Below are 19,021 nucleotides of genomic sequence, written 5' to 3'. Positions count from 1 at the left end.
GCAATATGCTCAAAATGGCGAATCATCAATTTAAGGTTTTACAATCTGTTGTTGCAACTTTAATTGAAGGAGGAAGAGGTGTGATGGGAACACCACAACCGAATCAGCCTTCGAAACCGTTAAAACTTTATGAGTTTGAAGGTTCACCCTTTTGTCGCCGTGTCCGTGAAGTGATTACCATGCTGAATCTAGATGTGGAAATTTATCCATGTCCGAAAGGTGGTCAAAAATATCGCCAAATCGTCAAGGAAAAAGGTGGTAAGAAACAGTTTCCTTTTCTGATTGATGAAAACACGGGTGATCAGTTATACGAGTCACAACAGATTATCCACCATCTATTCAAGCACTACGGTAAAACAGGGCAAACGCCGAAAAAATTCAGCCACTATCCAAAGCTTCCTTATGTTTCTGCTTTAGCCTCACTTGCAAATGCAGCACGTGGTGTATGGATTAACAAGAAAATTGTTAATCGAGCAGCACCAGAACAATTACTTGAATTGTGGAGTTTTGAAGGAAGTCCCTATACACGATTGGTTCGTGAAGTTCTGACTGAGTTGGAAATTCCGTATATTTTGCATAATGTTGCGAAAGAACGTTGGCAAGATATTGGACCAGCAATTTTGCGTTTAAAACCTGGTCAATATATTCCATTACCGAATGGGAAGCGTGAAAAGGTTGTTGAAGTGATGGGACGAGATATTCAAGTTCCATATTTGGTTGATCCGAACACAGGCGTGAAAATGTTTGAGTCAGCTAAAATTGTTGAGTACCTCAAGAAGCAGTACGGATAATAGAATAAATTGTAAAAAGCATCTTTTAGAAGATGCTTTTTTTATATGTGGAGTCTAGCAGTTGCTTCAATGATTGGTTTAGCGGTTTAATAGGCTCGAAATAGCCATATGATCAATTCCAAAATGTTAAGCCAACTGACTAATTTATTCAAAAGTTCAAAGGAAACACCTGCACAGTTATTCCTTAAAGAAAATGATTTGGTTTTTGATAGTCGTGGTGCAATTTATAAAGGCATCGTTTTAAATGAGTTAGGATTTCGTCTGGAATATTTCTCAAATCGAAAATTAGATCGATTTGATGATCTAGAGAAGCTGTTTAGGATTGCACCGCAAATTAATGAAAAGATTGATTTGGAATTGCACTCACAGCGATTTGTTGAGCGCATAGGAAATACAGAAGAAAATTTGAGAGAGTTGAAACAGGTGATTAAAGTTTTAAATGATTATTATGTGAAGTTTCAAAGACCAAGATAAGCTAAAATATTTTTATGAGTTTTAATGTATAAATAAAAAAAGCTGAATCATTTGATTCAGCTTTTTAGTATGCAAGCTAACGATTATTTTTCAATAATGGCAGTTACACCTTGACCACCAGCAGCACAGATCGAAACTAAGATACGACCTGAACCTTTTTGGTTTAAGATTTTCGCAGCAGTCGCGATGATACGACCACCAGTTGCAGCGAATGGGTGACCCGCAGCTAAAGATGAACCTTTAACGTTTAATTTGCTACGATCAATTGAACCTAAAGGTGCATCTAAGCCTAAACGCTCTTTACAGAATTTCTCATCTTCCCAAGCTTTCAAAGTAGAAAGTACTTGTGATGCAAACGCTTCGTGGATTTCGTAGTAGTCGAAATCTTGAAGTTTAAGGCCAGCACGCTCAAGCATACGTGGAACTGCATAAGCAGGAGCCATCAATAAGCCTTCTTTTTTACCAACAAAATCAACTGCAGCAGTTTCAGAGAATGTTAAGTAAGCAAGAACTTCATGACCATTTGCTTTAGCCCACTCTTCAGAAGCTAAAAGTACGCACGAAGCACCGTCAGTAAGTGGAGTAGAGTTACCCGCTGTCATTGTTGCAGCTTCGCCTTTACCAAATACTGGTTTTAATTTTGCTAATTTCTCAGCAGTTGAGTCAGCACGTAAGTTGTTGTCACGGCTTAAACCTAAGAACGGCGTGATTAAGTCATCGAAGAAACCTTCTTCGTATGCTTTCGCCATTTTTTGATGAGAAGAAGCAGCTAAAGCGTCTTGATCTTCACGAGCAATACCCCATTCAAGGGCAGTGATTGCTTGGTGATCACCCATAGATAAACCAGTACGTGGTTCACCGTTTTTAGGTGCATCCATAAGATCTTTAACGTTGATTTTAGATAAAGCTTTTAAACGATCTTTACCTGTTTTAGCGATGTTGAGCTCAAGCAAAGCTTTACGTAAACCATCACCGAAAGCGATCGGAGCGTCAGATGTAGTATCAACACCACCAGCGATACCTACTTCGATTTGGCCTAAAGCAATTTTGTTTGCAACTTGGAATGCAGCTTGTAAACCAGTACCACAAGCTTGTTGAAGATCGCAAGCTGGGGTTTCAGGAGCAAGTTGAGTATTTAACACACATTCACGTGTCATGTTGAAGTCACGGCTGTGTTTCAATACTGCACCAGCAACCACTTCACCTAAACGTTGACCTTGTAGGTTGAAACGCTCAACCAAACCGTTTAATGCAGCTGTAAACATGTCGATGTTAGAAGCTGTAAAATAAGCGCCGTTAGAACGTGCGAAAGGAATACGGTTACCGCCAATAATGGCAACACGGCGAACAGTGTTTTGGCTCATGATTTTATCCTGTTGAACAGAAGGTTTGGTTGTTTTAGCTGGTGCTACTTTTGTAGATGTAGAAGAAGCAGTGCTTTTTGTACTACGACCGGTAGAACGAGGACGAGTCGTTTTAGTTGTCGTACTTGCTGCTTTAGGAGTTGCGTCAGCACTTTTACTTGGAGTAGAAGTTGCTTTTGATGTATTTGACACAGTCTCTTGAGCAGAATTCTCGACTGCTGGATTTTCTTGAGTTGTTTTGCTCATAAGGCTTTTCCAAGCATAATTGCGATATTCTTGCTATAACCATAGCATATTTCCAATACTGCTGTATTGACTAGAATGACGCTTTAGACCACATTCAGGTCAAGACATCCAGACATGAAGTCAAGTATGATTTATTGTGAGTCAATCAAACATTGGTTTCATGTTATTTTGCTGACATGGTTTAGATGTTTGTAAAAAATTCATTTGTATGAGAGATAATAATCATGACCGATCAATACCAAGCATTTACACAATCACCTTTGGGTAAATTTGTTGTAAAAAATTTAGGTTTACCATCACCAGTTAGCTTAGATCGTTTTGAAAGTGCCCAACCTGTTGTAAATGGTGCCGTATTGCTTGGCGCAGCACCTTCAAGCACTATTTCTGCTTCTATTGCACAAGTTCTTAGCAATATCCATGCAGATAGCTACGTAGGCAATAATGTTGAATTACAGCAAACTGCTGCAAAAGTAGGTTTAAACCTTCGTCCTTTAAATGCAGATGATAAAGAATCTAAGTTTAAAGCAGTCGTATTTGATGCTTCAGGTATTCAAGATTCTGAACAGTTAAAAGCGTTGTATGACTTCTTTAATCCAATCGCACGTCAAATCTCAAGTTCTGGTCGTGTAATTGTAATTGGTACAACTCCTGAAACAGCTAAAACCGTAAAACAAGCGATTGCTCAACGTGCGCTTGAAGGTTTTGTGAAGTCTGTTGGTAAAGAATTCAAAAAGGGTATCACTGCCCAAGTAGTTTATGTAGATCAAGGCGCTGAAGCAAACTTAGAATCTACTTTACGTTTCTTAATTTCACCACGTTCTGCTTATGTATCTGGTCAAGTGATCCGTATTTCTAAAGCAGAAACAGTGAAATTAGATTGGGCTAAGCCACTTGCGGGTAAAACTGCACTAGTAACAGGTGCAAGCCGTGGTATCGGTGAAGCAATTGCACAAGTATTGGCACGTGATGGCGCACATGTGATTTGCTTAGATGTTCCTCAACAACAAGCTGATCTTGAGCGTGTTGCGGGTTCAATTGGCGGTTCAGTATTGGCAATTGATATTACTGCTGCTGACGCTGGCGAGAAAATCAAAACTGCTGCTGCTAAACAAGGCGGTTTGGATGTAATCGTTCACAATGCAGGTATTACTCGTGACAAAACTTTGGCAAACATGAAGCCAGAGCTTTGGGATCTAGTCATCAACATTAACTTGTCTGCAATTGAACGTGTTAACGATTACTTACTTTCTAATGATGGTTTAAATGCAAATGGTCGTATCGTTTGTGTATCATCAATCAGTGGTATCGCGGGTAACTTGGGTCAAACCAACTATGCAGTGTCTAAAGCAGGCGTAATTGGTTTGGTTAAATTTACTGCACCAACATTGAAGAATGGTATTACGATCAACGCGGTTGCACCAGGCTTCATTGAAACTCAAATGACTGCTGCGATTCCATTTGCGATTCGTGAAGCAGGTCGCCGTATGAACTCAATGAACCAAGGTGGTTTACCTGTAGATGTTGCTGAAGCAATTGCTTGGTATGCTTCTACTGGTTCAACAGGTGTGACAGGCAACGTTGTTCGCGTATGCGGTCAAAGCTTGTTGGGCGCTTAAGCGTTAAAAGTTTTGAAGAGGGGTGCTTGTGCATCCCTTTTTTATAAAAATATAGAAAGGTTCATTATGAATACACGCCATTTTAGTCAATTGCCAAAGCCTTACTTAGCTTATCCAAAAGTTATTCAAGGTTTAATTTTTAAAAAGCCAAAAGGCGAAAAAGTATTACCACAAGTTGAATATGTGGTAGATACGCTTAACATTGATGCAAAACATTTAGAAAGCTATAACGAAATTTGTGGTTTTAAAAATGATGGTTTTGTACCAGCAATTTATCTAGCAGTACTGTCGCAAAGTCTGCAAATGCATATGATGACCAGTGAAGCGTTTCCATTTGCAATTTTGGGTTTGGTTCATATCCGTAACCAAATTAAACAAACTCGTAAAATCGGTGTGAATGAGCAAATTACGTTGTCATGTAAATTTGGCGAACTTCAGCCACATGATAAAGGCTTACAATTCGATTTCATTACAACTGCCAAAGTGGGTGGTGAAGTGGTGATGGAAAGTTTAACGACTTATTTATCACGACAAAAAACTGAGAAAAAAGCTTCTGAAAAATCGAAAGAATCTAAAGAGCCTGCATATCAGCCAAAAGCAGAATGGAATATTTCTGAGAATACTGGTCGCCGCTACGCATTGATTTCAGGTGATTTTAACTTGATTCATATTCATGCAGTCACAGCTAAAGCATTTGGTTTTAAACAAGCGATTGCACATGGCATGTGGAGTAAGGCAAAAGCTTTGGCGAGTATTGAGTTACCCGCTGCTTATGAAGCAGATGTTTGGTTTAAATTGCCGATGTATTTACCATCAACTGTTGAGTTTTTAACAGCTGCTGAATCAAAACAAACTGACTTCTTGATTCGTAACGTTAAATCTAAAAAGCCGCATGTTGCGGGAACAGTGAAAGCACTTTAATACTGAATAGTATTGTTGAGTCAGCCCTTTTGTTCGCAAGAGGGTTATTCTAAAAAATATAAATATCATAAGGATGTGTGCATTGATTAAAGAGATTTTATTTGCCGATACGCATAATTATCATGGCAAGGTTGATCATCGTTTTATTGACCTAGCAACCCAATTCAGTCGTTTGCAAGATGCGAGAAGTCATCAGGGTGGCGCTGCATTGGTGATATATTTCCAAGGTCAGAAAGTTGTTGATATTTTTACTGGTAAAAAATCTCAAGAACAAGATTGGCAATCTGATACTTTGGCAATGTGTTATTCGACAGGTAAAGGAATTTTAGCAACGCTTGCACATATTTTAGTAAGTGAAGGCTTACTGGATTATGATCAGCCTATTGCACATTATTGGCCTGAGTTTTCCCAAAATGGTAAAGCCAATATAACATTGCGTCATGTTTTATCGCATCAAAGTGGTTTATTCGATATTCGCAATACGATTGCGACAGCAACAGAAATGTTGGATTGGTCGCATATGTTAGAGGTAATGGCAGCTGCTACTCCTCGTTTTGCAGCAGGACAAAGCTTTGCTTATCAACCGCTGACCTATGGTTGGCTCGTAGGTGGGGTCATTGAAAAAGCAGCGAAACAGCCTTTAAGTTGGTTAATGCAGCGTTATCTGGTGCAACCGCTTGAATTGGATGGTGCATATTTTGGTACACCAAACTCTGAATTACAGCGAGTTGCTCGGTTACTTGAAAAACCTAAAAAACCATCTGCACCAAAGCCACAAGTTAAAAAAACTGATCAACCTCGCAAAGCCTCATTATCAGAAAAGTTCTTAGAACTTTCAGGACAAAGCCCTCAAGATTTCCAAGATGCCATGATTCCAAAAGGCATGCGTAATTTTAGCTTCTATAGTGATGCTGGTTTACAAGCTGTTATTCCAGCGGCAAATGGTGTCTTTACCGCAGATAGTTTGGCAAAAGTCTATGCGATGCTTGCCAATCAAGGACAGTGGAATGGTCAACAATTGATTCATCCAGAAGTATTTAAGCACTTAAGCACCGTACAATCTAAAGCACGTGATCGAGTGATGCCAATTCCAATGCACTGGCGTTTAGGCTATCACCGTATTTTAACAATGGGCAAGCGTGCGCCACATGGTTTTGGTCATGTTGGTTTTAATGGTTCAGGGGCATGGTGTGATCCAGCTCGTGAACTGAGTTTTGCTTATACCCATAATTTTAATATTACCTCTGCAACTGGGGATTATCGTTTGTGGGGCTTGAGTCAAGAGACGCTCCGCTGTGCAGATGCAATCTTAAATGGGCGGAAAGGCTGGTTTTAATTTGATCTAGTGTAATGAGGCTGCATATAGTAAATAACAGCCTCACATTTATTTTCAAATTGATCAACTTTCTTCAAAATGCAGTAATTGTTTAAAAAAGTGGTTTTAGGATTTGTACTAAATCTAGATATTATTTATCTAAATTTTTTTAAATAGCTCTGCCTGAATAATTGCATCAGTATGTCTTTTAAAATCGACCTCATTTAAACCATTCAAACCCAGTTTATAAATGCCTTCTAGCCCACAGACAAAAGCAATCAATCGCCAAGCAATATCATGACTATTCGTGTCAAATTGAAATTCCCCTTGAGCTTGACCTTCATCAATCATACGAACAATAGAACGATGCCAATCTTGCATGGCAATATTATATGCAAGTTTGATTTCTTGATCCTGATCAATGAGGACTTCAGCTTCATTCCACAGTCGTAAATAGGGTTGAATTTGTTCAATATTTTCACATCCAAGTAGGAGCGAGAGGCGGTGTAAATAATTTGTGGTATGAACTTGGTTTTCAATCTCATCAAGTTGCTGCATGAGCTTAATAAATGCTTCTGCTTTTAAATGTGAGTTAGAAGCAAAATGATGATGGACTTGCCCAGTTGATGTTTGTGCTTCAGTTGCGATACGGCGAACGGTCATCGCAGAGAAGCCTTCGTTCAAGGCAACCTGCATGGCTGCTTGTAGAATCATTTCACGACGTTGTTCTTTATTTAAATAAGCCATACTTTCAGCGCCTTAGGCGATAGTCACAAACACAAACAAAATAACGCATATCTTTAAATTGGACAAGTGTTCAATTTTGGTTATAATAGCAACAACTTGAACATATGTCCAATTTAGAGAAATTTATGTCTAGCAAGTGGTTAATTCTTGCAATCGTTGTATTGATCTATCTCCCTGTATCAATTGATGCAACTGTCCTCCATGTCGCAACACCGACTTTAAGTGAGTCTCTTTCATTATCGGCAAATGAGTTGCTGTGGATTATTGATATTTATTCTTTGGTCATGGCAGGTCTTATTTTGCCGATGGGGGCATTGGGAGATCGTATTGGCTTTAAAAAGCTCATGGTGATTGGTGGGATTTTGTTTGGCCTAGCATCATTGGCAGCCGCATTTTCTTCTACTGCATATGCACTGATTGGTTCACGTGCTTTATTGGCGGTTGGTGCAGCCATGATTTTGCCTGCGACTTTATCTGCAGTTCGAAATACTTTTCTTGATGAAAAACAACGTAATTTTGCTCTAGGCATTTGGGCTACAGTTGGCGGCGGCGGTGCAGCCTTTGGCCCATTACTGGGTGGTTTTCTATTGGAGCATTTTCATTGGGGTTCAGTCTTCTTGATTAATGTTCCGATTATGCTTGCTGTTATTATTTTTACTATATTTGTCATTCCGAAACAGGCAGGGCAACCGAAGCAGAATCTTAACTTGTTACAGGCTATTGTGTTGGTGGTCGCTATCCTAAGTATGATCTATGCGATTAAAACAGTGATGCATGGTTTTAGTATCTGGTCGGTTTTGATCTTTGCAGTGGGTTTTAGTTTATTGATTGGCTTTATTCGTACACAGCTCACATCAACCTCTCCAATGATTGATATTCAATTATTCAAACATCCTGTGATTGCGACAGGTGTAGTGATGGCGATTGTATCTATGATGGCATTGGTCGGATTCGAGTTGCTGATTTCACAAGAACTGCAATTTGTTTACCAACTTTCTCCATTGGCTGCGGGTGCATTCATTTTACCGTTTATGGTGGCAATCAGTTTAGGCGGCCCAATTGCCAGTATGCTGGTCAATCGTTTTGGTCTACGTTCAGTCGCATCGCTCGGTATGTTGATGAGTGCGGTAAGTCTATGGGGGTTGGCAAATACTGATTTTATGCAGGCGAAGGTGCAAGTCTGGAGTTGGATGGTGGTATTGGGTCTCAGTGTTGAAATTGCATTATTGGCTTCAACCTCTGCAATTATGTCTTCAGTACCGCCAAGCAAGGCGACCGCAGCAGGGGCAATTGAGGGAATGGCGTATGAGTTGGGAGCAGGTTTAGGAATTGCCTTTTTCGGTTTGATGTTATCATGGTTTTATGCCAACTCGATTGTGGTTCCAGTCGATGTACCACATAACATTATCGAACAGGTGAGTAGTTCGATTGGTGAGGTGGTTCAAGCTGCCAAACAATTACAGCCAACAATTGCTGAACATTTGATTCAAGCTGCAAAACAGGCCTTTAGTCAATCGCATCGTTCTGTACTGAATTTGGCTGCGCTCTTATTCTTGATCTTGTCGATTTTTATTTGGTTTGCTTTACCGAAAAGAGTTTCTTCAGTTGAGGAATAGTCGGCTTACCCTTATCCAAATTGGGTTTGGGTAAGGGTTAAGGGTGTGGCTAAAATAAGCAGTTAGTATTAAAATTTGATAGCGTTAAAGTAAAATCGAATATTAATAATTTGTTATGCTGCAATAAAGGTTCATAAATCTAGTTTTCAGTGTTAATAATGAAATGCTATACTAAGTTTTCATATATTTTGCAATAACTTATAAAATGAAAAAGATTGCGCTATTTCTTACATTAATCGCTTTGATGGGATCAACCTCAACACAGGCTTATGAAGCAGAGCCAACAAAAAAAGATATGAAGGAATTCTATGCTTTATTAAAAATTATTTACAGCGATATGCCTGCATTAATGAATGGATTTGAAGTTTTAATAGATAATGATTTTGATCTGAATAAAATTAAAGATAAAAAAACCGTTTGTGATGCGGTACAGGCGGCGGAAAGGATTACTTATATAGCTAATCAATCTAAAGTTCATCCGTATTTTCAGAAATCAATCGACCAATTAAGAGAAACAATGCCTGAAGATAATGCAAAGTTTATTAAACAAGGTCTTCAAAGCACTGGTTATAAGTGTCTATAGTAAACAAAAATGGGTCTTGGCATCTTTATTTAACTTAATTGACCTGAAAAAATACCTTGTCTCCATAAGCTTAGATAAGGTTTCTAAGGAACCTTAAGCTCGAAAGCACGTAAGATCTTGCATAACTGAATCATGGGTAGACCCATCAACGTAGTTTGATCATCACCAACCATTTTCTCAAATAAGCTAATCCCTAAGCTTTCACACTTAAAACTACCCGCACAATGCAAGGGTTGATCAATTTCGATATAACGTTCAATCTCAGTCAGTGTCAATTGGCGAAATTTGACTTGATAATGTTCGACCAATGTCATTTCAAAACCAGATTGCAAATGTTGGACGCTGAGTGCTGTACTAAAAAACACGGTTTTCCCTGAGTTTTCCTGTAATTGTTGAATAGCATTTTCAACACTTAAAGGCTTACCAATAAAGTCATATGGTGCGTGTTCACGCCAAGCGACTTGATCAGAACCAATGACAATCGCATTGGGATTCTGTTCAGCAATGACATGTGCCTTCTCATAAGCTAGACGTTTAGCCAAATCATCAGCATGTAATTCACCCATTGCAGATTCATCAATATCAGGTGAAATACAACGATAGTCCAATCGTAAACGATCCATCAAGTCTTTACGGGTTTGGCTGCTAGAAGCCAAAATCAATTCAAACTGATTCATTAGACCGCATATTCCACGAGAATATTCAGTGGCACATAATGCAAAACAGCATTATGGCAAGCATTCAATTTAATTGGTGGGGCATGACCTGCTTCGTATGCTTCAACCCAACGTGTGACGCAAATACACCAAAAATCACCTGGTTTTAATCCAGGGAAACCCACTTCTGGTAAAGGCGTAATTAAATCATTCCCAACTTTTTGTGAGAAATTTAAGAAATCTGAAGTCATTTGCGCACACATGGTGTGCTGACCTAAGTCCGTGACCGCCGTATGGCAAAAACCATTACGAAAATAGCCCGTGATCGGGTCAAAGCAACAACTAGATAAAGGTTCGCCAAGAACATTTAAACGATTAATTTTTGGATCAGGATGAATAGACATAAGAATACAAAGATTTAATGACGATGATTATGATAATCAAAAGTGAAATTTTAGACAGCTTTTCTGCAAAAAAACTCACCTTTATTTCAGAGAATCATTTAAAATTGTGCCGTTTTTAAAATCAACTAGAGAGCCATCCATGAATTTTCAGCGCATGACTGACCTTGATTTAGCAGGTAAACGTGTTCTTATTCGTGAAGACTTAAACGTTCCTGTAAAAAATGGGGAAATTACCAGCGATGCACGTTTACGTGCTGCATTACCAACAATCAAAGCTGCGTTAGATAAAGGCGCTGCGGTAATGGTATTTTCTCATCTTGGTCGTCCTGTAGAGGGTGAGCCAAAGCCAGAGCAATCACTTGCACCAGTTGCAGCTTATTTAAGCACTGCTTTGGGTCAGGATGTTAAATTATTTACTGATTATTTAGATGGCGTTGAGGTTGAAGCGGGTCAAGTGGTATTACTTGAAAATGTACGTTTCAATCATGGCGAAAAGAAAAACAAAGAAGAGCTTGCACAAAAATATGCAGCACTTTGTGATGTATTCGTTATGGATGCATTTGGTACTGCTCATCGTGCAGAAGCGTCAACAGAAGGCGTAGCACGTTTTGCAAAAGTTGCTGCTGCTGGTCCGTTATTAGCCGCTGAATTAGATGCGCTAGGTCGAGCAATGCAAACACCTGAAAAACCAATGGTAGCAATTGTTGCAGGTTCTAAAGTATCAACAAAACTTGATGTATTAAATTCACTTTCTACTATTTGTGATCAATTGATTGTGGGTGGTGGTATTGCTAATACATTCCTTGCTGCTGCTGGTTTCAATGTTGGTAAATCTCTCTATGAAGCTGATTTAATTGACACTGCAAAACAAATTGCTGCAAAAGTAAGTGTTCCATTACCAACTGATGTCGTTGTTGCTGATGCAACTCAAATCGACTTCAGTGACTTCTTAGGTTCTTTGGCAAATGCTCAAGCAGTTGTTAAGAAAGTAGAAGATGTTGCAGATACTGACATGATTTTAGATGTTGGTCCTGAAACTGCACAAGCTTTTGCAGAAATCTTAAAAACATCAAAAACGATTCTTTGGAATGGTCCAGTAGGCGTATTTGAAGTTGATCAATTTGGTGAAGGAACCAAGACGCTTTCATTGGCAATTGCTGAATCTGCTGGTTTTTCAATTGCAGGTGGTGGTGATACATTAGCAGCTATTGATAAATATGAAGTAGCTGATCAAATCGGTTATATCTCAACGGGTGGTGGTGCATTCTTAGAATTTGTAGAAGGCAAAACATTACCTGCGGTGGCTGTTTTACTTGAGCGTGCTTAAGTAAGGTTTAGCTTTCGTTATATAACAAGTGATTTAAAAAAGAGTCGATATCAATCGGCTCTTTTTATTGTGTCATTAAAATGTCATATATTTGCAATATGATTGTCATCAACTTAACCAAGTAACTGTGGAAAGCCGTGATGAAAATGAAATTAACCCTTGCCGCTTTAATTATTGCTCCAATCATGTTGACTGCATGTGGAAAGAAAGAAGAAGCAAAAAATGTTGAACAGCAAGAACAAGTAGCTTCAGAAGTATCAGCACCGACTACTCCAGAGCAACAAGCTGCGATCAACGCAATTGATAAGCCAGAATTACAAAATAAGAAAAATGCTGAAGCAGTAAGCCCAGCTTCAGAAGAGGCTGCGAGCGAAGCTCACTAAGCTGAATGTAATAAAAAAGCCGATATTAATATCGGCTTTTTTATATTTATGAATTGGCTTTGCAATAGAAAGTAAGCGTTGTTTGATAGTCATCATCTTTGGCTAATGATGCATTTTTACCTGTAATCGTTCCAAGTACACCCGCAGCAGCTTCAACCAATTTGCCTGTTTGTTCATCGACTACACCTTTTAAAACGCCTTGATATGCAGTTTTCTCATCAACCACGACTGGTGATGTATTTCGGGTGCAAGTTTTTTGAGCGGCACTAATGGCATTATTTTTAGCGATCAAATTGGTTTTACCAATTCCTGTCACTTCATATTGATTATTTTCTTTTTGGATCGCTAAGGTGTTGGTCGGTGTTGATGCACATGCGGTGAGCCCGAGTACCAAGCCACCTAATAAACTCATGATTAACGTTTTTTTCATTGCTTGTTCTCAAGTAGTTACCTAATTGGATTATTTGAACATATTATTTTTAGTTGCTTTTGCAGGTTATGTACAGTTTGTAGTAGCGCTCTGTTAAATTTCTCAAATTGATGATTAAGCAAGGATTAAACGTGGTGGAAATTAGCTAGATTATGCTAATCTAAACAAATCCTTGTGTTAGTTAGATTCATGTCAATGACGGACTCAAATATAGAGACAATTCATCAAAATATTCATCAACGTCAATCTATTGGTCAGCTTGTTGAACCAGCGCCAAATTTACAACAACTCGAAAAAGCAGTACAAGCTGCATTAACTGCACCTGATCATCATCGTTTAAAACCAACACGTTTTGTGGTTGTAACACCTGAGCAACGAGCGGCTTTTGGTGAGTTTTTAGCAAATGCTTTAGCTGATATGGGCGAAAATGACCCTGCACAATTAGAAAGAGTAAAGCATCATCCATTTCGCGCGCCTTTACTTGTTTTAGCCTTAACCACGATCCAAGATCACCCAAAGGTTCCGCACTTCGAACAAATTTTAAGTACGGGTGCTGCTGTTCAAAACTTCTTACTTTCATTACAAGCACAAGGTTTTGCGAGTATGTGGCGTTCTGGTGCAGTTGTAGAATCCAATTGGCTTAAGCAACAATTTGGTTTAAAAGAGCAAGATTTGATTTCTGGTATTATTTATATTGGAACAGCGGCTAAAACGATTGCACCTCGTGCAGAAATAGAGAGTCAAGATTTTTTAAAAGTATGGCAACACGTTTAATCTTATTGATGAATGATTAAAGAAAGAAATTGGTTTCAGGAAAAAAAATGACAGAGTTAAAATTTAGTGATTTAGTTGAGCCTGTGGCAGTAGATCAAAAAACAGCATTAAGAATTACTGTATTAGGTGGTGGAAGTTTTGGTACAGCAATGGCAAATTTAGCTGTACGCAATGGTTGCGATACCATGATTTGGATTCGAGATGCGGCTGTAGCAGAAGAAATTAATCAAACACATATTAATAAACGTTATTTACCTGATTATCCATTGGAGCCAGCTTTACGTGCTGTTGCTGATTTAGAATTAGCGGTAAGAGATCGAGATATTATTTTGGTCGCAATTCCTAGTCACTCATTTCGTGATGTTTTAAAACAAATTGCGCCGTTTATTACAGCCCAAGCAGTAGTTTCATTAACCAAAGGAATTGAAGCAAAAACCTTTAGTTTCATGAGTGAGATTATTCGCGCAGAATTACCAGAAGTTCCTTACGGCGTTTTATCAGGGCCTAATTTAGCCAAAGAAATTATGGCAGGTATGCCATCAGGAACAGTGATTGCAAGTGAATCGGAATTGGTACGTTATGCGGTACAACATGCTTTGCATAGTGCGTTATTCCGTGTATTTGGTAGCGATGATGTACACGGTGTAGAACTGGGTGGAGCATTAAAAAATATCTATGCAGTTGCTATGGGGATGGGTGCTGCTTATAACATCGGTGAAAATACCAAAAGTATGATTTTAACCCGTGCTTTGGCGGAAATGAGTCGTTTTGCAGTCAAGCAGGGTGCAAACCCTTTAACCTTTTTAGGGCTTTCTGGTGTAGGTGATTTATTCGCAACTTGTAATAGTCCATTAAGTCGCAACTATCAAATTGGTTTTGCACTAGGTTCGGGTAAAACACTTGATCAAGCAACTAAAGAATTAGGTCAAACAGCTGAAGGGATTAATACCATTGTCCAAGTACGTGCTAAAGCACAAGAACTGGATGTTTATATGCCGATTACCAATGCTTTATATGAAGTTATTTTTGAAAATGCGCCACCAATGACGATCGCTTTATCATTGATGAAAAATGGTCATCGTAGTGATGTAGAATTTGTTTTACCACATCATGAAGTTTAATCAGAAAACTGTCATCAATCATTGTTAATATATAGGTATAAATAATAAGGTCGTTTTATGCAGTTAACTTTAGTACGTCACGGTGAAGCATCTCCAGCAATCAACGGTAATGATACGCAACGCCCATTAACAGTGCGTGGACATCAACAAGCAGAGCAAACAGGACATTTTTTAAAAGATGTCATTCAGCCTGAAATTTTTATTGTTAGTCCGCTATTACGTGCCCAAGAAACTTTGGCACACATCAAGGCTCATTTTCACGGTATTCCTGTTTTAATTTGCGATAAAATTAAACCTGATGATGATGCTAAAGATGCAATAGAATGGTTATCTAAATTACCCTATGAATCCATTGCTGTGGTCTGTCATATGAATGTAGTTGCACATATCGCAGAGCAATTGACCCATGAGAATTTTAATCCGTTTGCATTAGCAGAAGCACGTATTTATGATCAAGCTGTGATTGCCAATGGTTTATCAACACAAAAGAATCGTTTTATACCAACACTATAATTTATATATCCGCGATAGGATAAGGGTACTGAACACCGATGCTGTATATATGGATGCCCGAAACCAATGGAACATGGTATTGGTCGGCAGGGGAAAATTGGTTACAGGCGAATAGTCTTGAGCAGTTGATTCAGGACTTACAAGCGCATAATGGAAAAGAGACGGTGGTCTATTTTCCAAGTCGTAATGCGCAAATCTTGCAACAACCTATGACAAAAATGCACTACAAGCAGTTAGGGCAAGAAGGGCTTAAATATTTACTAGAAGAATATGTGACTTTGCCAATCGATCAAATGAAGGTGGTTCATCATTTTCAAAATGATCAGCTTAATGTGATGGGCGTGGCTCATTCCACAGTTGAGACGTGGCAACTTGCACTTAGTCTTTTGCCAATTCAAATTGCAGCGTTCTTACCTGATTTTTTAATCTTGCCAACACCAGAAGAAAACCAAGTGGTGATTGCAAACCTGTATGATCACTTATTGGTAAGAGAGTCGGAATGGTCTGGCAATTCAGTGGATGACTTGGGATTATTCCTTGAGTTTCAAACACCTGAAACGAATTATAAGCTGGCAAATCTTAGTTCAACTGAATTAGCAACAGTTATGGCTGCTTCAAGCCAAGATCAATATACTGAATTTAGTTACCAATTTCAGCCCTTGGCAAAGGCAAAACAGCATCCATTTAATGTTTTGCCAAAATCCAAGAATGCAGAAGTTCAATGGTCAGGTTATTGGAAAGCTTCAGCATTGGTTTTGGTTGCCGTTATTTTTGTTCAATTGGGTTATGACGCTTTACGTTGGTCTAAACTAAAAAAAGTGGCTGATCAGACATCGGCTCAGGCGATAGATCAATATAAATTCTGGTTTGGTGAAAATAGTCGCGTTACTGAGCAAAACATTAAAAGTCAGTTCGAAAGTCAATTACGTATGAGTCAGCTGGGTGATACACAAGCACTTTCGTTGTTGAGTAGAGTAGGACCGATTTTAATGCAGAAACAGATCATTGCTCAGCAAGTCAATTATGATGCTTCGACTTTAGCAATGTCATTAAAAGCTAAATCCGCAGATGACTTACAAGGATTAACTCAACAATTAAACCAACAAGGTTTCCAAGCTGAATTGGGTAACGTTCAAGCAGATTCGATTGGTGCGATTGGGGTGGTAAAAGTAAAATAATGAAAGCATTAACAGGTCTACAAAATAGTTTCGATCAAAAAATTGAAACCTTAAATCAATATTTACAGAGCTTATCTGTACGTGAACGCGTGATGGTAATTTTCACAACAGTTTTTTTAGTTGTTGTGATTATTGGTTTTGCATTATGGAAAATGCATGCTTTGGCCGAGCAACAGCAAAAACGTTTAAATGAATTAAAAGATTTAACGGTTTGGATGCAAAGTAATGCAGCAACAATGAAACCTGCAAATGATCTGGAGCTATCAGCAGCAGATAAAATTCAACGTACGGCACAACAACAAGGCTTATCAGTTTCTTCACAGCAAAATGGTGAGCAAATTCAAATTGTCGCTGAACATCAAAATTATGCTGTTCTTGCAAACTTTTTAATGCAACTCTCTCAAATGGGGTTAAGCATCCAAAAAATGGACATGGTTTCAAATAACAATCAAATCAAGTTAACTGCGACCGTGCAATAAATATAAAGGAGCTTGTAGCTCCTTTATATTTATAGATTCATCATGATTAACTCTGAATGACTCTAATGATGGTCTGACCACGTTTGGACTGAACATCCATAACAGAATGAATTTTCTCAAGACGAATTTTCATGCTACGTAAACCAATATTGACATTTGCACTATTCACTTCATCGACATTAAAGCCGATACCATCATCTTCAATCTCTAAAATAATTTGTTTAAGGTCAGAAAAATACAAACGAACAATGACTTTTTTGGCGTAGCTATGTTTGATGACATTGGTAAGTGCTTCTTCTGTAATCCGCAATAATGTCAAACATTCCAATGCACTAGGTTGTGAATGCCAAACTTCTGCAAAATCCCAAACAGATTGAATACTTAACTCATTGAAAATTTGACTAAATCGATGTCTAACAGGTGCTCCCCATAAAATAGGTGTTTTTGGAACTTCACCTGAGACACTTGATCCACTGTCGATGACTTCTCTGAGATCATCACGTAGCAGTTTCAGAATAGATAAGAACTGTTGGTTATCAAAATTTTCTTTGCTTTGGCTAATCACACCAATAGAACGAACTAAAGAACTGCCTAAAATATCATGTAAATCATGAGAAAATTGTAGTCGCTCCTGACGTCTCATTCTTTCTAATTCTGTTTGATGAATATTTAAAATATCTTTGACATTACTGATAATTAATAATGTTGAAAAAATCAGCAGCCCAAATAAAAAGCACAATTGTATTTGAAACCAATCATGATCTGTGTGCACTGTTTGAAAAATAATTTTCTGATCGATGAGAGGGACTATAAAAATTAAACCTGATGATAGAAAAATAATTTTGATCACTTTGTCTATCATACTATAGCTATTTACAGCGAAGATTTTTGGAAATTTTAAGCCAACAATGCACGCCGAAAAAAGGAAAGAAATAAGCAAAGTAAGTTCTAATTTTGAATTTAGATAAGCGAAATAAAATAATATAGGAATAAAAATACTAACCAGAATAAAACTCAATTTGAAAGAAAAAGATTGATTGAACTTATATAAAACTGCTTGAGCAAATGAGAAAAATACACCTAAATAAATTAAGCTGAAAAAGAAATACCAATGAGGTGTTTTTTGAACAGGGGCTAAATGCAGAATTAATAAACTAGATCCTGTCATCATTAGGAAAATTGATAACCAAGAAACAGAAGGAGGTAAATATTTTTTTAAAGTTGTGGTTAGTAAAATAGCACCAAATGCTATGATGAAAATAGGAATAAATAGGTTAAATGAATTTTGAATAATCGACATGTATTTGTAATTTCTTTCTCAATTTTCAGAATAAACCTAATGAATAAGCAATTTTTATTGCTTTAGAACGACTATCTACCGCAAGTTTACTATATATATTACGTAAATGAGCTTCTACGGTATAACGCGATAATCCTAATTCATTTGCTATATCTTGATTGTTAAATCCCTGAGTAACGTAATCTAGGATTTCCAATTCTCTTGCAGATAAATTTTCAGGTGAGTTTTTAATCTTTTGTGGCTTCTTGACCATATTTGTTAAAATAATCTGAGCAAGAAAAGGGTCGATTGGTATGCCGCCTTTTAAGATTTGCTTAATAGACATGAGGACTTCAAAATCATCTCGCTCTTTTAATAAATAACCAGTTGCACCTGCTTGAATTGCTTTAAAAATAGCCTCTCTTGTACTCCATGCAGATATAACTAAAATTGGAACAGTGGGATTCTTTTGGCGTAAAGTTCTGATTAGTTTAGTGCCATTACCATCGGGTAGCCCCAAATCGACTAGAGCAAAAGCAATCTTTTTTGCTTTTACTGAGGCTATAGATTGGTCCAGTGTATTAGAAAAGATTAAATCTTCATTATTGTAATTAAGATCTATTAATAGTTTTTTTAATCTATTTTGAATAATGCTGTCATCTTCGACAATCAATACCGGTTTAGGTAAGTCGAATGAAAATAAAGGGCTGTCAAAATGTGCTTCTTTTTCTATCGTTTGTTCGATCATAGTAATTATCAAGTAGTGAAGCTTTTTTAATTATAAACATGCTTTTTATATTTTCT

The 19,021-nt window shown here is 37.9% G+C and carries 21 protein-coding genes; 14 read left to right on the top strand and 7 right to left on the bottom strand.

Annotated features, from left to right (window positions below; genetic code table 11):
* Positions 1-5: 5 nt before the first annotated feature.
* Complete coding sequence (locus tag AAV96_RS09870) at positions 6-791, top strand: glutathione S-transferase N-terminal domain-containing protein (RefSeq protein WP_046739193.1); 786 nt, start codon at positions 6-8, stop codon at positions 789-791.
* Positions 792-914: 123 nt separating this feature from the next.
* Positions 915-1,265 carry a hypothetical protein gene (locus AAV96_RS09865; protein ID WP_046739192.1) on the top strand — a complete coding sequence of 117 codons (351 nt, stop codon included), beginning with the start codon at positions 915-917 and terminating at the stop codon, positions 1,263-1,265.
* An 83-nt stretch (positions 1,266-1,348) separates the two neighbouring features.
* Here AAV96_RS09865 and AAV96_RS09860 read toward each other — a convergent pair whose 3' ends face one another.
* The gene (locus AAV96_RS09860) at positions 1,349-2,875 is read right to left on the bottom strand and encodes an acetyl-CoA C-acetyltransferase (RefSeq protein ID WP_046739191.1); all 1,527 of its coding nucleotides are present in this window, start codon (positions 2,873-2,875) and stop codon (positions 1,349-1,351) included.
* 224 nt (positions 2,876-3,099) lie between these two features.
* Between AAV96_RS09860 and AAV96_RS09855 the strand changes: the two genes are divergently transcribed.
* From AAV96_RS09855 to AAV96_RS09845, 3 genes are all read left to right on the top strand, one after another.
* Positions 3,100-4,491 (top strand): 3-oxoacyl-ACP reductase, encoded by a 1,392-nt coding sequence (locus AAV96_RS09855; protein WP_046739190.1) that lies wholly within the window; start codon positions 3,100-3,102, stop codon positions 4,489-4,491.
* A gap of 66 nt (positions 4,492-4,557) precedes the next feature.
* Positions 4,558-5,412, top strand: coding sequence for a MaoC family dehydratase (locus tag AAV96_RS09850; RefSeq protein WP_046739189.1), 855 nt, complete (start codon positions 4,558-4,560; stop codon positions 5,410-5,412).
* Positions 5,413-5,494: 82 nt separating this feature from the next.
* Positions 5,495-6,748, top strand: coding sequence for a serine hydrolase domain-containing protein (locus tag AAV96_RS09845; RefSeq protein ID WP_046739243.1), 1,254 nt, complete (start codon positions 5,495-5,497; stop codon positions 6,746-6,748).
* Between the two features lie 138 nt (positions 6,749-6,886).
* Here AAV96_RS09845 and AAV96_RS09840 read toward each other — a convergent pair whose 3' ends face one another.
* Positions 6,887-7,474, bottom strand: a complete 588-nt coding sequence (locus AAV96_RS09840) for a TetR family transcriptional regulator (protein ID WP_046739188.1) — start codon at positions 7,472-7,474, stop codon at positions 6,887-6,889.
* 125 nt (positions 7,475-7,599) lie between these two features.
* Here AAV96_RS09840 and AAV96_RS09835 point away from each other — a divergent pair, with 125 nt between their 5' ends.
* Entirely contained in the window at positions 7,600-9,090 is a 1,491-nt protein-coding gene (locus AAV96_RS09835; protein WP_046739187.1) for an MFS transporter, read from the top strand.
* A gap of 205 nt (positions 9,091-9,295) precedes the next feature.
* On the top strand, positions 9,296-9,673 hold the full coding sequence (locus AAV96_RS09830; RefSeq protein ID WP_046739186.1) for a hypothetical protein: 378 nt from the start codon (positions 9,296-9,298) through the stop codon (positions 9,671-9,673).
* 83 nt (positions 9,674-9,756) lie between these two features.
* Here AAV96_RS09830 and AAV96_RS09825 read toward each other — a convergent pair whose 3' ends face one another.
* Together AAV96_RS09825 and AAV96_RS09820 are read right to left on the bottom strand one after the other, a co-directional pair.
* A complete protein-coding gene (locus AAV96_RS09825) occupies positions 9,757-10,350 on the bottom strand; it encodes a Maf family protein (RefSeq protein ID WP_046739185.1) in 594 nt (197 codons plus the stop codon).
* Positions 10,350-10,733: a DUF2237 family protein gene (locus tag AAV96_RS09820; protein ID WP_004680899.1), complete on the bottom strand. Its 384-nt coding sequence runs from the start codon at positions 10,731-10,733 to the stop codon at positions 10,350-10,352. Before AAV96_RS09820 ends, AAV96_RS09825 begins: the two co-directional genes overlap by 1 nt.
* 139 nt (positions 10,734-10,872) lie before the next feature.
* On the opposite strand from AAV96_RS09820, the gene AAV96_RS09815 reads away from it, so the two are divergent.
* Together AAV96_RS09815 and AAV96_RS09810 are read left to right on the top strand one after the other, a co-directional pair.
* Positions 10,873-12,060 (top strand): phosphoglycerate kinase, encoded by a 1,188-nt coding sequence (locus AAV96_RS09815; protein ID WP_004661505.1) that lies wholly within the window; start codon positions 10,873-10,875, stop codon positions 12,058-12,060.
* 140 nt (positions 12,061-12,200) lie between these two features.
* Positions 12,201-12,443, top strand: coding sequence for a hypothetical protein (locus AAV96_RS09810; protein ID WP_046739184.1), 243 nt, complete (start codon positions 12,201-12,203; stop codon positions 12,441-12,443).
* A gap of 46 nt (positions 12,444-12,489) precedes the next feature.
* Here AAV96_RS09810 and AAV96_RS09805 read toward each other — a convergent pair whose 3' ends face one another.
* Positions 12,490-12,873 carry a hypothetical protein gene (locus AAV96_RS09805; RefSeq protein WP_004661508.1) on the bottom strand — a complete coding sequence of 128 codons (384 nt, stop codon included), beginning with the start codon at positions 12,871-12,873 and terminating at the stop codon, positions 12,490-12,492.
* A gap of 195 nt (positions 12,874-13,068) precedes the next feature.
* Here AAV96_RS09805 and AAV96_RS09800 point away from each other — a divergent pair, with 195 nt between their 5' ends.
* The 5 genes from AAV96_RS09800 to gspM are packed head-to-tail and all read left to right on the top strand — an operon-like array spanning position 13,069 to position 16,938.
* Positions 13,069-13,647: a nitroreductase gene (locus AAV96_RS09800; protein WP_046739183.1), complete on the top strand. Its 579-nt coding sequence runs from the start codon at positions 13,069-13,071 to the stop codon at positions 13,645-13,647.
* Positions 13,648-13,694: 47 nt separating this feature from the next.
* A complete protein-coding gene (locus AAV96_RS09795; RefSeq protein ID WP_004661512.1) occupies positions 13,695-14,768 on the top strand; it encodes an NAD(P)H-dependent glycerol-3-phosphate dehydrogenase in 1,074 nt (357 codons plus the stop codon).
* Positions 14,769-14,825: 57 nt separating this feature from the next.
* Complete coding sequence (sixA, locus tag AAV96_RS09790; protein WP_004661514.1) at positions 14,826-15,281, top strand: phosphohistidine phosphatase SixA; 456 nt, start codon at positions 14,826-14,828, stop codon at positions 15,279-15,281.
* A 38-nt stretch (positions 15,282-15,319) separates the two neighbouring features.
* Entirely contained in the window at positions 15,320-16,459 is a 1,140-nt protein-coding gene (gene gspL, locus AAV96_RS09785; RefSeq protein WP_046739182.1) for a type II secretion system protein GspL, read from the top strand.
* Positions 16,459-16,938, top strand: coding sequence for a type II secretion system protein GspM (gspM, locus tag AAV96_RS09780; protein WP_004661518.1), 480 nt, complete (start codon positions 16,459-16,461; stop codon positions 16,936-16,938). Before gspL ends, gspM begins: the two co-directional genes overlap by 1 nt.
* 46 nt (positions 16,939-16,984) lie before the next feature.
* Here the strand turns inward: gspM and AAV96_RS18465 are convergent, their stop codons facing one another.
* Both AAV96_RS18465 and AAV96_RS09770 read right to left on the bottom strand, forming a co-directional pair.
* The gene (locus tag AAV96_RS18465; RefSeq protein ID WP_227505844.1) at positions 16,985-17,581 is read right to left on the bottom strand and encodes a sensor histidine kinase; all 597 of its coding nucleotides are present in this window, start codon (positions 17,579-17,581) and stop codon (positions 16,985-16,987) included.
* Between the two features lie 682 nt (positions 17,582-18,263).
* Positions 18,264-18,965 (bottom strand): response regulator, encoded by a 702-nt coding sequence (locus tag AAV96_RS09770; protein ID WP_034601242.1) that lies wholly within the window; start codon positions 18,963-18,965, stop codon positions 18,264-18,266.
* Positions 18,966-19,021 lie beyond the last annotated feature (56 nt).

It is taken from the genome of Acinetobacter sp. AG1, assembly GCF_001005525.1.
Taxonomy (GTDB): domain Bacteria; phylum Pseudomonadota; class Gammaproteobacteria; order Pseudomonadales; family Moraxellaceae; genus Acinetobacter; species Acinetobacter modestus.
Note: the sequence above shows the minus strand (reverse complement) of the source record. Positions and strands in the feature narration are given on the sequence as shown.